This window comes from Pseudomonas sp. A-1 (assembly GCF_004801855.1).
Classification (GTDB): Bacteria; Pseudomonadota; Gammaproteobacteria; order Pseudomonadales; family Pseudomonadaceae; genus Geopseudomonas.
Map to the genome: position 1 here is coordinate 1 of NZ_SSTC01000079.1, position 18,652 is coordinate 18,652.

Consider the following 18,652-nt stretch of genomic DNA (forward strand, 5'->3'; position numbering starts at 1 on the left):
CGCCTGGCCCTGCAGCGCGCCCAGGCGCGCCGCCAGGCCGCGCCGCGCGAGGGCGCCGACGGCGGCGAGCTGATCGAGGAGCCGACCCTGGCCCTGGAGCAGGTCAACCAGCAATCCCTGCGCCTGGTACGCCTGGGCCTGCTGCTCGGCTTCGTCGGCATCTTCTACTTCGTCTGGGCCGACCTGCTGGCGGTGTTCACCTACCTCGACAGCGTGACCCTCTACCAGTACACCAGCGGCAGCGGCGACACCGCCGTGCGCGTGCCGATCAGCCTGGGCGATCTCATCGGCGCCGGGGTGATCCTGGCCATCACCCTGGCGCTGGCGCGCAACCTGCCGGGCCTGCTGGAAATGCTGGTGCTGTCGCGCCTCAACCTGGCCCAGGGCAGCGCCTACGCCACCACCGCCCTGCTGTCCTACGCGATCATGGCCTTCGGCCTGGTCAGCACCCTGTCGACCCTGGGCCTGAGCTGGGACAAGCTGCAGTGGCTGGTCGCGGCGCTGTCGGTGGGCATCGGCTTCGGCATGCAGGAGATCTTCGCCAACTTCATCTCCGGCCTGATCATCCTGTTCGAGCGCCCGGTGCGCATCGGCGACGTGGTGACCATCGGCAACCTGTCCGGCTCGGTGAGCAAGATCCGCATCCGCGCCACCACCATCACCGATTTCGACCGCAAGGAAATCATCGTTCCCAACAAGACCTTCATCACCAGCCAGTTGATCAACTGGTCGCTGACCGACACGGTCACCCGGGTCACCATCAAGATCGGCGTCGCCTACGGCTCCGACCTCGAGCTGGTGCGCCGCCTGCTGCTGCAGATCGCCCGCGACAACCCGCGGGTGCTCAGGGAGCCGGAGCCGGTGGTGTTCTTCCTCACCTTCAACGAGAGCACCCTCGACCACGAGCTGCGCATCCACGTGCGCGAGCTGGGCGACCGCAACGCGGCGATCGACGAGATCAACCGCGAGATCGACCGCCTGTTCCGCGAACACGACATCGACATCGCCTTCCGCCAGCTCGACGTCTTCCTGAAGAACCTGCAGGGCCAGCAGCTGCAGCTGGTCAGCGGCCAGCCGCTGCCGCCCGCCGCCAGCGTCAAGCCTGCCGAGCGCGCGAACCGGGAGTGACTGGACGGCCTCCGGCAATTCCCAGCACAATGCTCGGGAATTGCCGGAGGCCGCCGTGACCACTCTCGACCAGCTCGAATTCGACAACCGCTTCGCCCGCCTGGGCGACACCTTCTCCACCGCCGTGGCGCCGCAACCGATCGAGCAGCCGCGCCTGGTGGTGGCCAGCCCGGCGGCCATGGCGCTGCTCGATCTCGATCCGGCCGAGAGCGCACGGGCGGAGTTCGTCGCGCTGTGCGCCGGACACCAGCTGTGGAGCAGCGCCGAGCCGCGGGCGATGGTCTACTCCGGCCACCAGTTCGGCATGTACAACCCGCAGCTCGGCGACGGCCGCGGCCTGCTGCTCGGCGAGGTGGTCAACGCCGCCGGCGAGCACTGGGACCTGCACCTCAAGGGCGCCGGCTACACCCCCTACTCGCGCATGGGCGACGGCCGCGCGGTGCTGCGCAGCTCGATCCGCGAATTCCTCGCCAGCGAACACCTGGCCGCGCTGGGCATCCCCACCACCCGCGCGCTGTGCGTGGTGGCCTCCGACACCCCGGTATGGCGCGAGCGCGCCGAGACCGCCGCCACGCTGCTGCGCCTGTCGCCCAGCCACCTGCGCTTCGGCCACTTCGAGTTCTTCTACTACACTCGCCAGCACGACGCCCTGCGCCAGCTCGCCGAGCACGCCCTGGACTGCCACTTCGCCGAGTGCCGCGAACAGCCACAGCCGTTCGCCGCCATGTTCGGCCAGGTGGTCGAGCGCACCGCCGAGCTGATCGCCCTGTGGCAGGCCTACGGCTTCTGCCACGGGGTGATGAACACCGACAACATGTCGCTGCTCGGCCTGACCTTCGACTACGGTCCCTACGCCTTCCTCGACGACTTCGACGCCCGCCACGTGTGCAACCACTCCGACAGCGGCGGGCGCTACAGCTTCGAGAACCAGGTGCCGATCGCCCACTGGAACCTCTCCGCGCTGGGCCAGGCGCTGACCCCGCTGGTGGCGGTGGACGAGCTGCGCGAAGCGCTCGGCCGCTTCCTGCCACGCTACCAGGCCGCCTGGCTGCAGCGCATGCGTCTGCGCCTCGGCCTGCGCACGGCCGAGGACGGCGACGAGGCTCTGGTGCAGCGCCTGCTGGCGCTGATGCAGATGGGCGCCGTGGACTACTCGCTGTTCTTCCGCCGCCTGGGCGATGCGCCGGCCGCCGAAGCCCTGCGCGTCCTGCGCGCGGACTTCGTCGACCTGGCCGGCTTCGACGCCTGGGGCGCCGACCTGCTCGCCCGCCTGGCCCGCGAAGGCAGCGACGACCAGGCCGCGCGGTGCGCGCGGATGCACGCGGTCAATCCGCGCTACGTGCTGCGCAACTACCTGGCCCAGCAGGCCATCGAGGCCGCCGAGCGGGGCGACTACAGCCTGGTGCGCGAGCTGCACGCGGTGCTGGCGCGACCGTTCGCCGAACAGCCGGGGATGGAGCGCTACGCCGAACGCCCGCCGGAGTGGGGCAAGCATCTGGAGATCAGTTGCTCGTCGTGAACGGACGCCGACAGACTCAGCGCTGCCGCCAGGCGGCGCAGGCGTCCCCGGCGCGCTTTTTATAGAAAAAATACATATAAACCTTATAAATCATTCTTTGACCGTCTAAACAAACCTTCCTATCGTTGGAGGCCGCCCGCGCCACCGACGCCGGGCCGATACCTCACCCGAGATTCGCCCCAAGGATGTCCATGCTCCCGGACTCGCTGTCGCTCTGGTTCGTCGCCGCCCTGCTGGCCTGGGTGCTGTATGCCTTCGTCCGCGAGAAGTGGAGCCCGGACATCGTCGCCGCCATCGGCGTCGCCGCCCTGCTGGTCGCCGGCCTGCTGGAGCCCAGGGAAGTGCTCGGCGTGCTGTCCAACTCGGCGCCGGTGACCATCGCCTGCATGTTCGTCATCTCCGCGGCGCTGGAGCGCACCGGCTGCATCGACGCCCTCGGCAACTGGCTGGGCGAGCTGGTCGGCAGCAGCCCGACGCGGGTGATGCTCGGCCTGACCGTCACCGCCCTGGCGATCTCCGCCTTCCTCAACAACACCCCGGTGGTGGCCATCCTCACTCCGGTGGCCATCGCCCTGGCCAAGCGCTCCGGCACCCTGCCCTCCAAGCTGCTGATCCCGCTGTCCTACGCCACCATCCTCGGCGGCACCCTGACCATGATCGGCACCTCGACCAACATCCTGGTCGACGGCGTAGCGCGCAAGCTCGGCCTGGCGCCGTTCGGCATGTTCGAGATCACCGCCGCCGGCCTGGCCTTCGCCGCCGCCGGCATGCTGTACATGCTGACCATCGGCAAGCGCCTGCTGCCGGCGCGCGAGAGCCTGTCGCGCCAGCTGCGCCCGGACCTCGACCGCACCTTCATGAGCGAGCTGCTGGTGCCGCACGACTCGCCGGTGATCGGCAAGACCATCAACGAGGCCAACCTCAACGGCGGCAGCGGCCTGCAGGTGCTGCAGGTGAGCCGCGACGCGCAGCAGATCAGCCGCCCCCACCACGACTTCGTGCTGCAGGCCGGCGACCTGCTGGTGCTGCACGGCCAGGTCAGGGACGTGGTCGACCTGCGCGAGAGCGGCCACCTCGCCTTCAACCGCGGCGACGCCTTCGAGACGGTCAGCAGCCATGACGTGATCCTCGCCGAGGCCATCGTCGGGCGCAATTCGCGCTACAGCCACCGGCCGATGCGCGATCTCGACCTCGGCGCGCGCTACGGCATCAACGTGCTGGCCGTGCACCGCCAGGACGAGAACGTGCAGGGCAACCTCGACGACTTCCAGCTGCAGTTCGGCGACGTGATGCTGGTCGAGGGCACCCCTTCGCAGATCAAGCGCTTCGCCGACAACGGCGAGCTGATCAGCCTCAACGCCGTGCAGGAACGCGCCTACCGCCGCGACAAGGCGCCGATCGCCATCCTGGTCACCGCCGCGGTGATGCTGCTGGCCGCCTTCGGCGTGATGCCGATCGAGGGGCTGGCGATCATCGGCGCGGTGGTGGTGCTGGCCACCCGCTGCCTGGACGTCGAGGACGCCTACAAGGCGGTGGACTGGAAGATCCTCAGCCTGATCTTCGGCATGCTGGCGATCAGCATCGCCATGGACAAGGTCGGCCTGGTCCGGCTGATCGTCGAGAACGTGATGGACCTGCTGCCCTGGGCCGGGCCGCTGCTGCTGCTGTCGTTCATCTACCTGTTCACCTCGATCCTCACCGAGGTGCTGTCCAACAACGCGGTGGCGGTGCTGGTCACCCCGATCGCCATCGGCATGGCCCAGCACCTGGGCGTCGACCCGCGTGCCTTCGTCGCCGCGGTGATGTTCGCCGCCAGCGCCAGCTTCGCCACGCCGATCGGCTACCAGACCAACACCTTCGTCTACAACGCCGGCGGCTACCGCTTCAGCGACTTCATGAAGGTCGGCATCCCGCTCAACCTGCTGCTGTGGCTGGTCGCCACCGCCGTGCTGCCGCTGGTCTGGCCGCTGACCCCGGTCTGACCGCCCGGGCCAATGCCCCCATCGCGCATGGTGGCATTGACCATGGCACAGCCCGCTCGGCATGCTGCACACTTTTCCCTGTCTCGAAGGAATGTGTGCATGAAAGCGGAAACCCTGGCCATCCACGCCGGCTACAGCCCCGACCCGACCACCAAGGCGGTGGCGGTGCCGATCTACCAGACCACCTCCTACGCCTTCGACGACACCCAGCACGGCGCCGACCTGTTCGACCTCAAGGTCGCCGGCAACATCTACACGCGGATCATGAACCCCACCACCGACGTGCTGGAGAAGCGCGTGGCGGCGCTGGAGGGCGGCGTGGCGGCGCTGGCGGTGGCCTCGGGCATGGCGGCGATCACCTACGCGATCCAGACCATCGCCGGGGTCGGCGACAACATCGTCTCGGTGGCCAAGCTGTACGGCGGCACCTACAACCTGTTCGCCCACACTCTGCCGCGCCAGGGCATCGAGGTGCGCTTCGCTCCGCACGACGACATCGCCGCGCTGGAAGCGCTGATCGACGCCAACACCAAGGCGGTGTTCTGCGAGTCGATCGGCAACCCGGCGGGCAACATCGTCGACCTCGAAGCCCTCGCGCAGGCCGCGCACCGCCACGGCGTGCCGCTGATCGTCGACAACACCGTGGCCACGCCGGTGCTGTGCCGGCCGTTCGAGCACGGCGCCGACATCGTGGTGCACTCGCTGACCAAGTACATCGGCGGCCACGGCACCAGCATCGGCGGCATCGTGGTCGACTCCGGCAAGTTCCCCTGGGCCGACAACAAGGAACGCTTCCCGCTGCTCAACACCCCGGACGCCTCCTACCACGGCGTGACCTACACCGAGGCCTTCGGCCCCGCCGCGTTCATCGGCCGCTGCCGCGTGGTGCCGCTGCGCAACATGGGCGCCGCGCTGTCGCCGTTCAACGCCTTCCTGATCCTCCAGGGCCTGGAGACCCTGCCGCTGCGCATGGAGCGCCACTGCGAGAACGCACGCAAGGTCGCCGAGTTCCTGCAGCAGCACCCGCAGGTCAGCTGGGTGAAGTACGCCGGCCTGGTCGACCATCCCGAGCACGAGCTGGCGCAGCGCTACATGGGCGGCCAGCCGGCCTCGATCATGTCGTTCGGTATCGTCGGTGGCATCGAGGCGGCGGCGCGCTTCATCGACGCCCTCAAGCTGGTGGTGCGCCTGGTCAACATCGGCGACGCCAAGTCGCTGGCCTGCCACCCGGCCTCGACCACCCACCGCCAGCTCAACGACGAGGAACTGGCCCGCGCCGGCGTGTCCCGCGACCTGGTGCGCCTGTCGATCGGCATCGAGCACATCGACGACATCCTCGCCGACCTCGGCCAGGCGCTGGAAGCGTCCCGCGGCTGACTCCCGCAGGGTGCGCCGTGCGCACCGCCGCCGCTGCGCATCGGTGCGCACGGCGCACCCTGCATTGCCTTGATATCCGCAGCGCCGGCCCCACACTAGGGACATCACCCCGTGGAGCCCGCCATGACCGATTCGCTGATCATCCCCTGCCCGCACTGCCACGGGCTCAACCGCATCCCCGCTGCCCGCCTGGGCGACGCACCGCGCTGCGGGCGCTGCAAGGGCGCCGTGCTGCCGGGCCAGCCGTTCGCCGTCGACGGCGCCGGCTTCGCCGCCCAGCTCAGGGGCGACCTGCCGCTGCTGCTCGACGTCTGGGCCGACTGGTGCGGGCCGTGCAAGGCCTTCGCGCCGGTCTTCGACCAGGCGGCACGCCAGCTGTCCGGGCGCGTGCGCCTGGCCAAGCTGGACAGCGAGGCCGAACCGCAGCTGGCCGGCCAGTTCGGCATCCGCTCGATTCCCAGCCTGATCCTGTTCAAGGACGGCCGCGAGGTGGCGCGTCAGAGCGGCGCCATGGCGCTGCCGCAGCTGCTCGCCTGGCTGCGCCAGCACGGCGTAGCGTAGGGAGCGCCTTGCGCTCCACGCCTCGACTGGCGCGGCGGTGCGCGCGGCGCCCCCTACGCTCGGCAGGACAGCCCGGGACCTGCGCGGCATACTGGCAACCTTCGTTCCCCGCAGTGAGGCCGCCATGCCCCAGCACATCCTCGTCGCCCACGATCTCAGCCCCGAGGCCGACCTGGCCCTGCAGCGCGCCGCCCGCCTGGCCCGCCAGAGCGGCTCGCGCCTGAGCCTGTTGCACGTGCAGTCCGCCCAGCTCGCGGCGGACGCCGACGACCTGCGTCGGCAGCTGGAGGAGCGCCTGGCGGCCTGCGTCCTGCCGCGTGCCGAACTGGTGCTGCGCCACGGCCCGGTCGCCGAGGAGATCCTCCGTCAGGCCCGCGGCCTGGAGGCCGACCTGCTGGTGCTCGGCGCCCACCACCGCGGTTCGCCGGAGGGCTTCGCCGGCACCACCCTGGAGCGCATCCTGCAACGCAGCCCGGCCCCGGTGCTGCTGGCGGTCGGCGACAGCCCCTGGCAACGCGCGCTGGTGGCACTGGACTTCTCGCCCTGCGCCAGCCGCGCCCTGCGCCAGGCGGCCCGGCTGCTGGAGGCGGGTGCCCGCCTGCATGCCCTGCACGTCGAGGAAGTGGCGCCGCTGCACGCCGGCGACGATCCGGAGGAACTGGCCTTCGAGAGCGAGCTGTTCGAGCACCTGGTCGCCGAGGAGCGCGCGCGACTGCCGGGCGGCCTGCAGCTCAGCCACGAACTGCGCGCCGGCGAGCGCAGCGCCTGCCTGCAGGCGGTGCTCGCCGAGCAGCGCCCGCAGCTGCTCGCCCTCGGCAGCCACAGCCGCGGCGAACTGGCCGACGCCCTGCTCGGCAGCCTGACCCTGGAGTGCCTGCGCCACCCGCCCTGCGACGTGCTGGTGGCGCGCTGAAGGAGCCTCAGCCCTCCAGGCAGGCGTGCAGTTCGACGAACTGGCGGGTCAGCTTGTGCCGCGGATCGAGGTGGATCAGCGGCGTGCAGGCCTGGTGCGACTCGCGCATCTTCACCGAGGCGCCCAGGTACACCGGCAGCAGCGGCATGTCCTCGGCGAGCAGTTCGGCGAGCAGCTGCTGCGGCAGCGCGGCGCGCGCCTGGAACTGGTTGACCACGATGCCCTCGACCTCGAGATCCTCGTTGTGGTCCTCGCGCAGCTCGTCGATCTCGGCCAGCAGGCCGTACAGCGCCTGGCGCGAGAAGCTGTCGCAGTCGAAGGGGATCAGCACGCGGTCGGCGGCGATCAGCGCGGAAACCGTGTAGAAGTTCAGTGCCGGCGGGGTATCCAGGTAGATCCGGTCGTAGTCCTCGTCCAGCTCGTCGAGCAGCCTGCGCAGCTTGTTGATCTTGTGCTTCTGCTCCAGCTTGGGCTGCAGCTCGGCCAGCTCGGCGCAGGCGGTGACCAGATGCAGGTTGGCGAAGGGCGTCTCGACCACCTTGACCCGCGCCTTCTTGCCGGCGCTGCCGGCCAGCACCTGCTTGAAGAAGTCAGCAATGCCGGCGGGGATGTCGTCGCCGCTCAGCCCGCTGAGGTAGTGGGTGGAATTGGCCTGGCTGTCGAGGTCGATCAGCAGGGTGCGATAGCCCTGCGCCGCGCTCACTGCCGCCAGGTTGCAGGCGATGCTCGACTTGCCCACTCCGCCCTTCTGGTTGAACACCACGCGCCGCATACCGTCGTCTCCTTGTCGTTCTGCCGTGTGTCCCGCATTTAACCCCATTCCGCCGCCGCGCGCTCAGCCTTCGGGACGAGCACGCTGGCGCCGGGCCTCGGCGGCCTCGTTCTCGAGCAGCTCGGCGAAACGCTGTACCAGCGGCGAGGCATCGCCTGCGCGGCGCACCAGCCACACCGCGGTGCCGGCGCCGGGGTCGCGCAGGGTGCGGCAGACCACGCCGTCGATGCGCATGCGGTTGAACGAGGCCGGCAGCACGGTGACGCCCAGGCCGGTGGCCACCAGGCCGATCAGGGTCATCGCCTCGCTGGCCTCCTGGACGATGCGCGGAGCGAAACCGGCGCCGCGCGCCAGCTCGAGCAACTGGTCGTAGAGGCCGGTGCCGAAGCTGCGCGGGAAGAACACGAAGGCTTCGCCAGCCAGTTCGGCCAGTGCGATGCCGTCATCGCGCGCGGCCAGCGGGTGGCCGGCCGGCAGCACCGCGACCAGCGGCTCGACGAACAGCTCCAGCGCCTCCAGCCCCACCGGCAACGGATCGAGCGGGCGCATCATGCCGACCTGCAGCAGCCCGGCGGCCACCGCCTCGGCCACCCCGCGGCTGCTCAGCTCGCGCAGGTCGAGGTGCACCTGCGGGCAGACCAGGCGGAAGGCCTGGATCGCCCGCGGGATGGTCGAGGTGAAGGGCGCCGAGGAGGTGAAGCCGACCTTCAGCTCGCCCAGCTCGCCCTGGCGGGCGCGGCGGGCGACATCGACCGCCCTGTCCAACTGGGCGAGCACCGCGCGCGCCTCGGGCAGGAACAGCTCGCCGACCGTGCTGAGCGCCACCCGGCGGTTGGTGCGCTCGAACAGGCAGACGCCGAGCTCCTCCTCCAGCGCCTGGATCTGCTGGCTCAGCGGCGGCTGGGAGATGCCCAGCCGCGCCGCGGCGCGGCCGAAGTGCAGCTCCTCGGCGACGGCGACGAAGTAGCGCAGGTGACGGAGTTCCATGGGCAGCCCATTCGATTCGAAATACATATCAGACGAGTCGAATAATATATTGGAACTAACAATCCTGCCTCGCCTATGCTTGCCGGCATCCACCCCGCCCGCTTCCCGGAGCGGCACGACCGTCCGTACCGAGGTCCCGATGCCCAGCCTTGCCGCCAGCCCCGCCGAGGGCGCCGCCACCGAACAACCCGGCCACATCGAGAAGGGCAGCGCCGCCTTCCGCCGCACCAACTGGGCGCTGTTCGCCGGCGGCTTCGCCACCTTCGCCTTGCTCTACTGCGTGCAACCGATGCTGCCGGTGCTGTCGGACGCGTTCGCCGTCAGTGCGGCGCAGAGCAGCCTGGCGCTGTCGGTGGCGACCATCGCCCTGGCCGTCGGCCTGCTGCTCACCGGGCCGCTGTCCGACGCCGTCGGGCGCAAGCCGGTGATGGTCGCCGCGCTGGTCGCCGCCGCCCTGTGCACCCTGCTCGCCCCGCTGGTGCCCGGCTGGCACGCCCTGCTGCTGATGCGCGCGCTGGTCGGCCTGTCGCTGAGCGGCCTGGTGGCGGTGGCGATGACCTACCTCAGCGAGGAGATCCACCCGCAGCACCTCGGCCTGGCCATGGGCCTGTACATCTCCGGCAACGCCCTCGGCGGGATGAGCGGACGCCTGGTCAGCGGCGTGCTGGTCGACCACCTGTCCTGGCAGGCCGCGCTGGGCATCCTCGGCGGCCTGGCGCTGCTCGCCGCGCTGCTGTTCTGGCGCCTGCTGCCGGACTCGCGGCACTTCCGGCCGACGCCGCTGAGCTTCGCCAACCTGGCCGGCGGCCTGCGCCTGCACCTGTCCGACCGCGGCCTGCCGTGGCTGTTCCTCGAGGCCTTCCTGCTGATGGGCGGCTTCGTCACCCTGTTCAACTACATCGGCTACCGCCTGCTGGAAGAGCCCTACCGGCTGAGCATGACCTGGGTCGGCCTGCTCTCGGTGGTCTACCTGTCCGGTACCTACAGCTCGACCCAGGCCGGCGTGCTGGCCGACCGCCTCGGCCGCCACCGGGTGTTCTGGCCGGCGATCCTGGTGATGCTCGCCGGCCTGCTGCTGACCCTGTTCGGCTCGCTGGCGCTGATCCTCGCCGGCATGCTGCTGTTCGCCTTCGGCTTCTTCGCCGCCCACTCGCTGGCCAGCAGCTGGGTCGGCCGCCGCGCCCTCGAGGCGCGCGGCCAGGCCTCGTCGCTGTACCTGTTCAGCTACTACCTCGGCTCGAGCATCGCCGGCACCGCCGGCGGCTTCTTCTGGCAGCACGGCGGCTGGACCGGCGTCGGCCTGTTCATCGCCGCCCTGCTTGCCGTCGCCCTCGGCGTGGCCCTGCACCTGTCGCGCCTGCCGCCCAAGCGGCCGGTGGCCTGAAGCGGTAATCCCGCAGGGTGCGACAACCCGCGCAGCGATTGTCCGCCACTTCGCCGCACGAATTTCCCAATCCCCTGAAACGCAAAAGCCCGATCGATTGATCGGGCTTCTGTGGTTATTGCGCGACTCAGTGGTGGTACTGCGCCGACAGCTCGTGCACCGCCTCGATGAACACCCCGGCATGCGCCGGGTCGACTTCCGGGGTGATGCCGTGGCCGAGGTTGAACACGTGGCCGCTGCCGTGGCCGAAGCGCTCGAGGATGCGCGCCACCTCGGCGCGGATCGCCGACGGATTGGCGTACAGCACGGTCGGGTCCATGTTGCCCTGCAGGGCCACCTTGTCGCCGACGCGGGCGCGGGCGTTGCGGATGTCGCAGGTCCAGTCCAGGCCCAGCGCGGTGGCGCCGGTGTCGGCCATCGCCTCCAGCCACTGGCCGCCGTTCTTGGTGAACAGGATCACCGGTACCTCACGACCTTCGTGCTCGCGGATCAGGCCGTGGACGATGCGCTCCATGTAGAACAGCGAGAACTCGCGGTAGGCCGCATCCGACAGGCTGCCGCCCCAGGTGTCGAAGATCTGCACCGCCTGGGCGCCGGCGCGGATCTGGCCGTTGAGGTAGGTGGTGACCGACTGGGCCAGCTTGTCGAGCAGGGTGTGCATGGCCTGCGGGTTGTCGTAGAGCATCGCCTTGGACTTGCGGAAGTCCTTGCTGGAGCCGCCCTCGACCATGTAGGTGGCCAGGGTCCAGGGGCTGCCGGAGAAGCCGATCAGCGGCACGCGGCCGTTCAGCTCGCGGCGGATGGTGCGCACCGCGTCCATCACGTAGCCCAGGTCCTTCTCCGGATCGGGGATCGGCAGCGCGTCGATGTCGGCCATGCTGTCGATGCGCTTCTTGAAGCGCGGACCTTCGCCGCTTTCGAAGTACAGGCCCAGGCCCATGGCGTCGGGAATGGTGAGGATGTCGGAGAACAGGATGGCCGCATCCAGCGGGTAGCGGTCCAGCGGCTGCAGGGTGACCTCGCAGGCCAGCTGCGGATTCATGCACAGGCTCATGAAGTCGCCGGCCTTGGCGCGGCTGGCGCGGTACTCGGGGAGGTAGCGTCCGGCCTGGCGCATCATCCACACCGGGGTGACGTCGACGGGCTGCTTGAGCAGGGCGCGGAGGAAACGGTCGTTCTTCAGGGCGGTCATAACGGCTTCCGACGAAAATTCAGACGGGCATTGTCGCAAAGCACACGGCAAAAGGCACGGCGGGTGCCGTGCCTTTCGTAGCTTGCTTGACCGGGGTCAGCCGCGGCGAGCATCGCCACGGCCGTCGGCCGGATCAGACGCCCAGGTAGTCGAGGATGCCCTCGGCGGCCTGGCGGCCTTCGAAGATCGCGGTGACCACCAGGTCGGAGCCGCGCACCATGTCGCCGCCGGCGAAGATCTTCGGGTTGCCGGTCTGGAACTTGAACTGGCCGGCTTCCGGGGCGATCACCCGGCCGGAGCCGTCGACCCGGATGCCATGCTGCTCGAACCAGGGCGCCGGGCTCGGGCGGAAGCCGAAGGCGATCACCACGGCGTCGGCCGGCAGGATCTCCTCGGAGCCCGGGATCGGCTCGGGGCTGCGGCGGCCACGGGCATCCGGCTCGCCGAGGCGGGTCTCGATCACCTTGACGCCTTCCACGCGGCCCTCGCCGACGATGGCGATCGGCTGGCGGTTGAACAGGAACTTCACGCCCTCTTCCTTGGCGTTCTTCACCTCGCGGCGCGAGCCCGGCATGTTTTCCTCGTCGCGGCGGTAGGCGCAGGTGACGGCCTTGGCGCCCTGGCGGATCGAGGTGCGGTTGCAGTCCATGGCGGTGTCGCCGCCGCCGAGCACCACAACCTTCTTGCCGGCCATGTCGATGAAGTCCGCCGGGGACTTCTCGAAGCCGAGGTTGCGGTTGACGTTGGCGATCAGGAAGTCCAGTGCGTCGTAGACGCCCGGCAGGTCCTCCCCGGGGAAGCCGCCTTTCATGTAGCTGTAGGTACCCATGCCCATGAACACGGCGTCGTACTCGGCGAGCAACTGCTCCATGGTGATGTCCTTGCCCACCTCGGTGTTGAGGCGGAACTCGATGCCCATGCCGGCGAACACCTCGCGGCGACGGCTCATCACGGTCTTCTCGAGCTTGAACTCGGGGATGCCGAAGGTCAGCAGGCCGCCGATTTCCGGGTTCCTGTCGAACACCACCGGGGTCACGCCGTTGCGCACCAGCACGTCGGCGCAGCCGAGGCCCGCCGGCCCTGCGCCGATCACCGCGACCCGCTTGCCGGTCGGCACCACCTTGGACATGTCCGGGCGCCAGCCCATGGCGAAGGCGGTGTCGGTGATGTACTTCTCCACCGAACCGATGGTCACCGCGCCGAAGCCGTCGGCCAGGGTGCAGGCGCCCTCGCACAGGCGGTCCTGCGGGCAGACGCGGCCGCAGACTTCCGGCAGGGTGTTGGTCTGGTGCGACAGCTCGGCGGCGGCGAGGATGTTGCCTTCGGAGACCAGCTTCAGCCAGTTGGGGATGAAGTTGTGCACCGGGCACTTCCACTCGCAGTACGGGTTGCCGCAGCCCAGGCAGCGGTGCGCCTGTTCGGTGGCCTGCTGCGGCTTGAACAGGTCGTAGATCTCGACGAATTCCTTCTTGCGCTGGCGCAGCAGCTTCTTCTTCGGATCCTTGCGGCCGACCTCGATGAACTGGAAGTCGTTGTTCAGACGCTCAGTCATATCAGAACCTCTTTGCAGCAGCCCCAGGCCAGGCGCCTGCGGCTGCGAAACTCATCTGGATGACCGGGCCCGCGCGGACGGGCCTCGGTCTGGCTCGGCCTTACTGCGGGTTGGCCCGGGTGCTGGACAGCAGGGTCTTGAGGCTCGCGGCCTTCGGCTTGACCAGCCAGAAGCGGCGGGCGTAGTCGTCGAGGTTGTCGAGCACCTCGCGGCCCCAGGCGCTGCCGGTCTCCTCCACGTACTCGACCAGCACGCGGCGCAGGTAGCTGCGGTAGGCCTCCATCGGCTCGCCGCTGATGCGCTGCAGGTCGACCAGCTCGTGGTTGACGCGGTCGAAGAAGCTGTTGTCCAGGTCCAGCACGTAGGCGAAGCCGCCGGTCATGCCCGAGCCGAAGTTGTAGCCGGTCTTGCCCAGCACGCAGACGAAGCCGCCGGTCATGTATTCGCAGCAGTGATCGCCGGTGCCTTCCACCACCGCATGGGCGCCGGAGTTGCGCACCGCGAAGCGCTCGCCGGCGGTACCCGCGGCGAACAGCTTGCCGCCGGTGGCGCCGTACAGGCAGGTGTTGCCGACGATGGCCGACTCCTGGCTCTTCAGCGCGCTGCCGGCCGACGGGGTGATGACGATCTTGCCGCCGGTCATGCCCTTGCCGACGTAGTCGTTGGCGTCGCCTTCCAGATGCAGGTGCAGGCCGCCGGCGTTCCACACGCCGAAGCTCTGCCCGGCGGTCCCCTTGAAGCGGAAGCTGATCGGCGCGTCGACCATGCCCTGGTTGCCGTGGCGGCGGGCGATCTCGCCGGAGATGCGCGCGCCGATGGAACGGTCGCAGTTGCCGATGTCGAGGGCGAACTCGCCGCCGCGCTTGGCCTCGATCGCCGGCAGGGCCATTTCGACCATCTTCTCGGCAAGCAGGCCCTGGTCGAACGGCGGGTTCTTCTCCACCTGGCAGTACTGCGGCTTGTCGGCCGGGATCAGATCGCTGCCCAGCAGCGGGGTCAGGTCCAGGTTGCCCTGCTTGGCGGTCTCGCCCGGCAGCACCTCGAGCAGGTCGGTGCGACCGATCAGCTCGCCGAGGCTGCGCACGCCCAGCCTGGCCAGCCACTCGCGGGTTTCCTCGGCGATGAAGGTGAAGAAGTTCATCACCATCTCGACGGTGCCGATGAAGTGGTCCTTGCGCAGTTGGTCGTTCTGGGTGGCCACGCCGGTGGCACAGTTGTTCAGGTGGCAGATGCGCAGGTACTTGCAGCCCAGGGCGATCATCGGCGCGGTGCCGAAGCCGAAGCTCTCGGCGCCGAGGATGGCGGCCTTGATCACGTCGAGGCCGGTCTTCAGGCCGCCGTCGGTCTGCACGCGGACCTTGCCGCGCAGGTCGTTGCCGCGCAGGGTCTGGTGCGCCTCGGCCAGGCCCAGCTCCCACGGGCTGCCGGCGTACTTGATCGAGGTCAAGGGCGATGCGCCGGTGCCGCCGTCGTAGCCGGAGATGGTGATCAGGTCGGCGTAGGCCTTGGCCACGCCGGCGGCGATGGTGCCGACGCCCGGCTCGGCGACCAGCTTGACCGACACCAGCGCCTGCGGGTTGACCTGCTTGAGGTCGAAGATCAGCTGGGCCAGGTCCTCGATCGAATAGATGTCGTGGTGCGGCGGCGGCGAGATCAGGGTCACGCCGGGCACCGCATAGCGCAGGCGGGCGATCAGGCCGTTGACCTTGCCGCCCGGCAGTTGGCCGCCCTCGCCGGGCTTGGCGCCCTGGGCGACCTTGATCTGCAGCACTTCGGCATTGACCAGGTACTCGGGGGTGACGCCGAAGCGGCCGGTGGCCACCTGCTTGATCTTCGAGCTCTTGACGGTGCCGTAGCGGGCCGGGTCTTCGCCGCCCTCGCCGGAGTTGGAGCGCGCGCCCAGGCGATTCATCGCCTCGGCCAGCGCCTCGTGGGCTTCCGGCGACAGCGCGCCGAGGGAGATGCCGGCGGCGTCGAAGCGCTTGAAGATGGCGCTCAGCGGCTCGACCTGATCCAGCGGCAGCGGCTGCTCGACCGGCTTGACCTTGAGCAGGTCGCGGATCATCGATACCGGGCGCTGGTCGACCAGCGCGCTGTAGTCGCGGAAGCGGGCGTAGTCACCCTGCTGCACGGCTTCCTGGAGCAGGCGCACCACGTCCGGGTTGTAGGCGTGGTATTCGCCGCCGTGGACGAACTTGAGCAGGCCGCCCTGCTGGATCGGCTTGCGCTGGTTCCAGGCCTCGCGGGCCAGCAGCTGCTGCTCGGCCTCGAGGTCGACGAAGCGCGCGCCCTGGATGCGGCTGGCGACGCCGCGGAAGCACAGCTCGACCACCGCATCGGACAGGCCGATGGCCTCGAACAGCTGGGCGCCGCGGTAGGAAGCCACGGTGGAGATGCCCATCTTCGAGAGGATCTTCAGCAGGCCCTTGGAGATGCCCTTGCGGTAGTGCTTGAACGACTCGTGCAGGTCGCCGAGCACCTCGCCGCTGCGGATCAGGTCGGCCAGCACCTCGTAGGCGAGGAACGGGTAGACCGCAGTGGCGCCGAAGCCGATCAGCACGGCGAAGTGGTGCGGGTCGCGCGCGGTGGCGGTCTCCACCAGGATGTTGCAGTCGCAGCGCAGGCCGGTCTCGGTCAGGCGGTGATGCACGGCGCCGACCGCCAGCGCGGCATGCGCCGGCAGCTTGCCGGGGGCGATGTGGCGGTCGGACAGCACCAGCAGCACCTTGCCGGCACGCACGGCGGCCTCGGCCTGGTCGGCGATGCGCCGCACCGCTGCCTCGAGGCCGAGCGACTCCTCGTAGTTGAGGTCGATGATCTCGCGCTCGAAGCCCGGGCGGTCGAGGGTCATCAGGGTCTGCCACTTGGCCGGGGAGATCACCGGGGTGTTGAGGATCGCCCGGTTGGCGTGATCGGCGGTCTCCTCGAAGACGTTGCGCTCGGCGCCCAGGCAGGTCTCCAGGGACATGACGATGGCTTCGCGCAGCGGGTCGATCGGCGGGTTGGTGACCTGGGCGAACTGCTGACGGAAGTAGTCGTAGGGCGAGCGCACGCGCTGGCTGAGCACCGCCATCGGGGTGTCGTCGCCCATCGAGCCGACCGCCTCCTGGCCCTGCTCGGCCAGCGGACGCAGCACCTGGTCACGCTCCTCGAAGGTGACCTGGAACATCTTCATGTACTGCTTGAGCTGGTCGGCGTCGTAGGCGGAGCTGCCGTGATCGTCGTCCATGCCGGCCTGGATGCGCAGGGCATTCTGGCGCAGCCACTGGCGGTACGGGTGGCGCGACTTCAGGCGGTTGTCGATGTCCGCGGTGTGCAGCACCTGGCCGGTCTCGGTGTCCACGGCGAGGATCTGCCCCGGGCCGACGCGGCCTTTGGCCAGCACGTCCTCGGGCGCGTAGTTCCACACGCCGACCTCGGAGGCCAGGGTGATGTAGCCGTTCCTGGTGGTGACCCAGCGCGCCGGGCGCAGGCCGTTGCGGTCGAGCAGGCAGACCGCATGGCGGCCGTCGGTCAGCACCACGCCGGCCGGGCCGTCCCAGGACTCCATGTGCATGGAGTTGTATTCGTAGAAGCTGCGCAGCTCGACGTCCATGGTCTCGACGTTCTGCCAGGCCGGCGGGATGATCATGCGCAGGCCGCGGAACAGGTCCATGCCGCCGGTGACCAGCAGTTCGAGCATGTTGTCCATGCTCGAGGAGTCGGAGCCGGTGCGATTGACCAGCGGCGCGATGCTTTCCAGATCGGGCAGCAGCTCGTTGGCGAACTTGTTGCGCCGCGCCACCGCCCAGTTGCGGTTGCCGGTGATGGTGTTGATCTCGCCGTTGTGCGCCAGGAAGCGGAACGGCTGGGCCAGCGGCCAGCGCGGCAGGGTGTTGGTGGAGAAGCGCTGGTGGAACACGCAGATCGCGGTTTCCAGGCGCTCGTCGCCGAGGTCCGGATAGAAGCTGGCCAGATCCGCCGGCATCATCAGGCCCTTGTAGATGATGTCCTTGGCCGACAGGCTGCAGACGTAGAAGTCCGCATCGTCCTTGAGCGCCACTTCGGCGCGGCGACGGGCGAAGAACAGCTTGATCGCCATCTGCTGGTCGTCGAGGCCTTCGCCGCTGACGAACACCTGCTCGATGCGCGGCAGGCACTCCAGAGCCAGGCGGCCGAGCACCGAGGTGTCCACCGGCACGGCGCGCCAGCCGACCAGGGTCAGGCCCTGGGCGACGATCTGCGCGTTGACTTCCGCGCGCGCGCGCGCGGCGCGGGCCTCGTCCTGGCTGAGGAACACCATGCCGACCGCGTACTGCTCGGGCAGGTGCACGCCGAACTGCTCGGCGGCCAGCACGCGCAGGAAGCGGTCGGGCTTCTGCAGCAGCAGGCCGCAACCGTCGCCGGTCTTGCCGTCGGCGTTGATGCCGCCGCGGTGGGTCATGCAGGTCAGGGCTTCGATGGCGGTCTGCAGCAGATGGTGGCTGGGCTGCCCGTGCATGTGGGCAATCAGGCCGAAGCCGCAGTTGTCCTTGAATTGTTCAGGTTGGTACAGACCAGCTTTCATAGACACTCTCACCGGCTAGCTTTCTATTCGATTCGGGCGTTTCTTCGCAACTTTGTCCCGCTTTCCTACCACGTTTGCGGCGCTTGCTGCGATCACGGATGCGCCATTGTAGCGTGCACACCATGACCGAAAAAGCACAAATGACGCGTAAGCGAAAATTCGATGTCGCATTTATAAAAGAAAACCGGCGATGCGCCTAGGCGCATCGCCGGTTTTTTCATCACCTCAGCGAGTCTAGCGACCGGCCTGGCGGATTTCCTGCTGGATGCTGGCGAAGGTCCGCGGCCAGGGCTTGCCGGCCTGCAGGCGTCCCGGCAGGGCGCCCACCGCCGACTTCGCCGCCTCCGGGCTGCTGAAGCGGCCGTAGGTCACCACGTACAGCGGCTTGCCCTGGTGCAGCTTGCGGAAGTAGCGGTATTCGCCGCCACCCTCGCGCACCATGCTCTGCGCCGCCGCCTCCGAACTGGTGCCGAGCAGCTGCAGGGTGTACTGGCCGACCGGCTGAGACAGATACCAGCCGCTGTTGCCGGCGCCGCCAGCCGCCGAGGCTGGTGCAGGAGCCGGGGTCGGAGCCGCCGCGACCGGCTTGGCAGGCGCCGGCTGGGGCGCAGCAACCGGCTTGGCGACCGGCACAGCGGCGACTGCGGCAGACTGGACTGCCGGTGCAGGTGCCGGTGCAGCCGCCGGGGCGGGAGCCGGTGCCGGCTTGGCGACCGGCTCGACCGGCGGGAGCGCGACC

At 69.3% G+C, this 18,652-nt stretch carries 13 protein-coding genes; 7 read left to right on the top strand and 6 right to left on the bottom strand.

The genetic code is table 11. The features are described from left to right. The 6 genes from E5198_RS16295 to E5198_RS16320 all read left to right on the top strand — a co-directional run. A partial coding sequence (locus tag E5198_RS16295) for a mechanosensitive ion channel domain-containing protein (RefSeq protein WP_136491024.1) occupies positions 1-1,128 on the top strand: 1,128 nt, incomplete at its 5' end. Between the two features lie 55 nt (positions 1,129-1,183). Further along, positions 1,184-2,647: a protein adenylyltransferase SelO gene (gene selO, locus E5198_RS16300; RefSeq protein ID WP_136491025.1), complete on the top strand. Its 1,464-nt coding sequence runs from the start codon at positions 1,184-1,186 to the stop codon at positions 2,645-2,647. 191 nt (positions 2,648-2,838) lie between these two features. Beyond that, positions 2,839-4,629: an SLC13 family permease gene (locus E5198_RS16305; RefSeq protein WP_136491026.1), complete on the top strand. Its 1,791-nt coding sequence runs from the start codon at positions 2,839-2,841 to the stop codon at positions 4,627-4,629. Between the two features lie 99 nt (positions 4,630-4,728). Beyond that, positions 4,729-6,006: a bifunctional O-acetylhomoserine aminocarboxypropyltransferase/cysteine synthase gene (locus tag E5198_RS16310; RefSeq protein WP_136491027.1), complete on the top strand. Its 1,278-nt coding sequence runs from the start codon at positions 4,729-4,731 to the stop codon at positions 6,004-6,006. 123 nt (positions 6,007-6,129) lie between these two features. Beyond that, complete coding sequence (gene trxC / locus E5198_RS16315; protein ID WP_136491028.1) at positions 6,130-6,567, top strand: thioredoxin TrxC; 438 nt, start codon at positions 6,130-6,132, stop codon at positions 6,565-6,567. A 124-nt stretch (positions 6,568-6,691) separates the two neighbouring features. Next, positions 6,692-7,480: a universal stress protein gene (locus E5198_RS16320; protein WP_136491029.1), complete on the top strand. Its 789-nt coding sequence runs from the start codon at positions 6,692-6,694 to the stop codon at positions 7,478-7,480. A gap of 7 nt (positions 7,481-7,487) precedes the next feature. Here E5198_RS16320 and E5198_RS16325 read toward each other — a convergent pair whose 3' ends face one another. Both E5198_RS16325 and E5198_RS16330 read right to left on the bottom strand, forming a co-directional pair. Next, a complete protein-coding gene (locus E5198_RS16325; protein ID WP_136491030.1) occupies positions 7,488-8,252 on the bottom strand; it encodes a ParA family protein in 765 nt (254 codons plus the stop codon). A 63-nt stretch (positions 8,253-8,315) separates the two neighbouring features. Further along, the gene (locus E5198_RS16330) at positions 8,316-9,239 is read right to left on the bottom strand and encodes a LysR substrate-binding domain-containing protein (RefSeq protein ID WP_136491031.1); all 924 of its coding nucleotides are present in this window, start codon (positions 9,237-9,239) and stop codon (positions 8,316-8,318) included. A 139-nt stretch (positions 9,240-9,378) separates the two neighbouring features. On the opposite strand from E5198_RS16330, the gene E5198_RS16335 reads away from it, so the two are divergent. After that, positions 9,379-10,623: an MFS transporter gene (locus tag E5198_RS16335; RefSeq protein ID WP_136491032.1), complete on the top strand. Its 1,245-nt coding sequence runs from the start codon at positions 9,379-9,381 to the stop codon at positions 10,621-10,623. A gap of 127 nt (positions 10,624-10,750) precedes the next feature. On the opposite strand, the gene hemE is transcribed toward E5198_RS16335, so the two are convergent. The 4 genes from hemE to E5198_RS16355 all read right to left on the bottom strand — a co-directional run. Beyond that, positions 10,751-11,815, bottom strand: coding sequence for a uroporphyrinogen decarboxylase (hemE, locus tag E5198_RS16340; protein ID WP_136491033.1), 1,065 nt, complete (start codon positions 11,813-11,815; stop codon positions 10,751-10,753). 133 nt (positions 11,816-11,948) lie between these two features. Next, a complete protein-coding gene (locus tag E5198_RS16345; RefSeq protein ID WP_136491034.1) occupies positions 11,949-13,367 on the bottom strand; it encodes an FAD-dependent oxidoreductase in 1,419 nt (472 codons plus the stop codon). A gap of 100 nt (positions 13,368-13,467) precedes the next feature. After that, positions 13,468-17,913, bottom strand: a complete 4,446-nt coding sequence (gltB, locus tag E5198_RS16350; protein ID WP_136491035.1) for a glutamate synthase large subunit — start codon at positions 17,911-17,913, stop codon at positions 13,468-13,470. A gap of 234 nt (positions 17,914-18,147) precedes the next feature. Further along, a partial coding sequence (locus E5198_RS16355; protein ID WP_178084088.1) for an SPOR domain-containing protein occupies positions 18,148-18,652 on the bottom strand: 505 nt, incomplete at its 5' end.

What these genes read in the sequence shown, in the direction of transcription:
- E5198_RS16335 (WP_136491032.1), top strand. Translation starts at nt 9,379, where the DNA reads ATGCCCAGCCTTGCCGCCAGCCCCGCCGAGGGCGCCGCCACCGAACAA.
- E5198_RS16310 (WP_136491027.1), top strand. Translation starts at nt 4,729, where the DNA reads ATGAAAGCGGAAACCCTGGCCATCCACGCCGGCTACAGCCCCGACCCG.
- E5198_RS16325 (WP_136491030.1), bottom strand. Translation starts at nt 8,252, where the DNA reads ATGCGGCGCGTGGTGTTCAACCAGAAGGGCGGAGTGGGCAAGTCGAGC.
- E5198_RS16345 (WP_136491034.1), bottom strand. Translation starts at nt 13,367, where the DNA reads ATGACTGAGCGTCTGAACAACGACTTCCAGTTCATCGAGGTCGGCCGC.
- E5198_RS16330 (WP_136491031.1), bottom strand. Translation starts at nt 9,239, where the DNA reads ATGGAACTCCGTCACCTGCGCTACTTCGTCGCCGTCGCCGAGGAGCTG.
- gltB (WP_136491035.1), bottom strand. Translation starts at nt 17,913, where the DNA reads ATGAAAGCTGGTCTGTACCAACCTGAACAATTCAAGGACAACTGCGGC.
- hemE (WP_136491033.1), bottom strand. Translation starts at nt 11,815, where the DNA reads ATGACCGCCCTGAAGAACGACCGTTTCCTCCGCGCCCTGCTCAAGCAG.
- trxC (WP_136491028.1), top strand. Translation starts at nt 6,130, where the DNA reads ATGACCGATTCGCTGATCATCCCCTGCCCGCACTGCCACGGGCTCAAC.
- E5198_RS16305 (WP_136491026.1), top strand. Translation starts at nt 2,839, where the DNA reads ATGCTCCCGGACTCGCTGTCGCTCTGGTTCGTCGCCGCCCTGCTGGCC.
- E5198_RS16320 (WP_136491029.1), top strand. Translation starts at nt 6,692, where the DNA reads ATGCCCCAGCACATCCTCGTCGCCCACGATCTCAGCCCCGAGGCCGAC.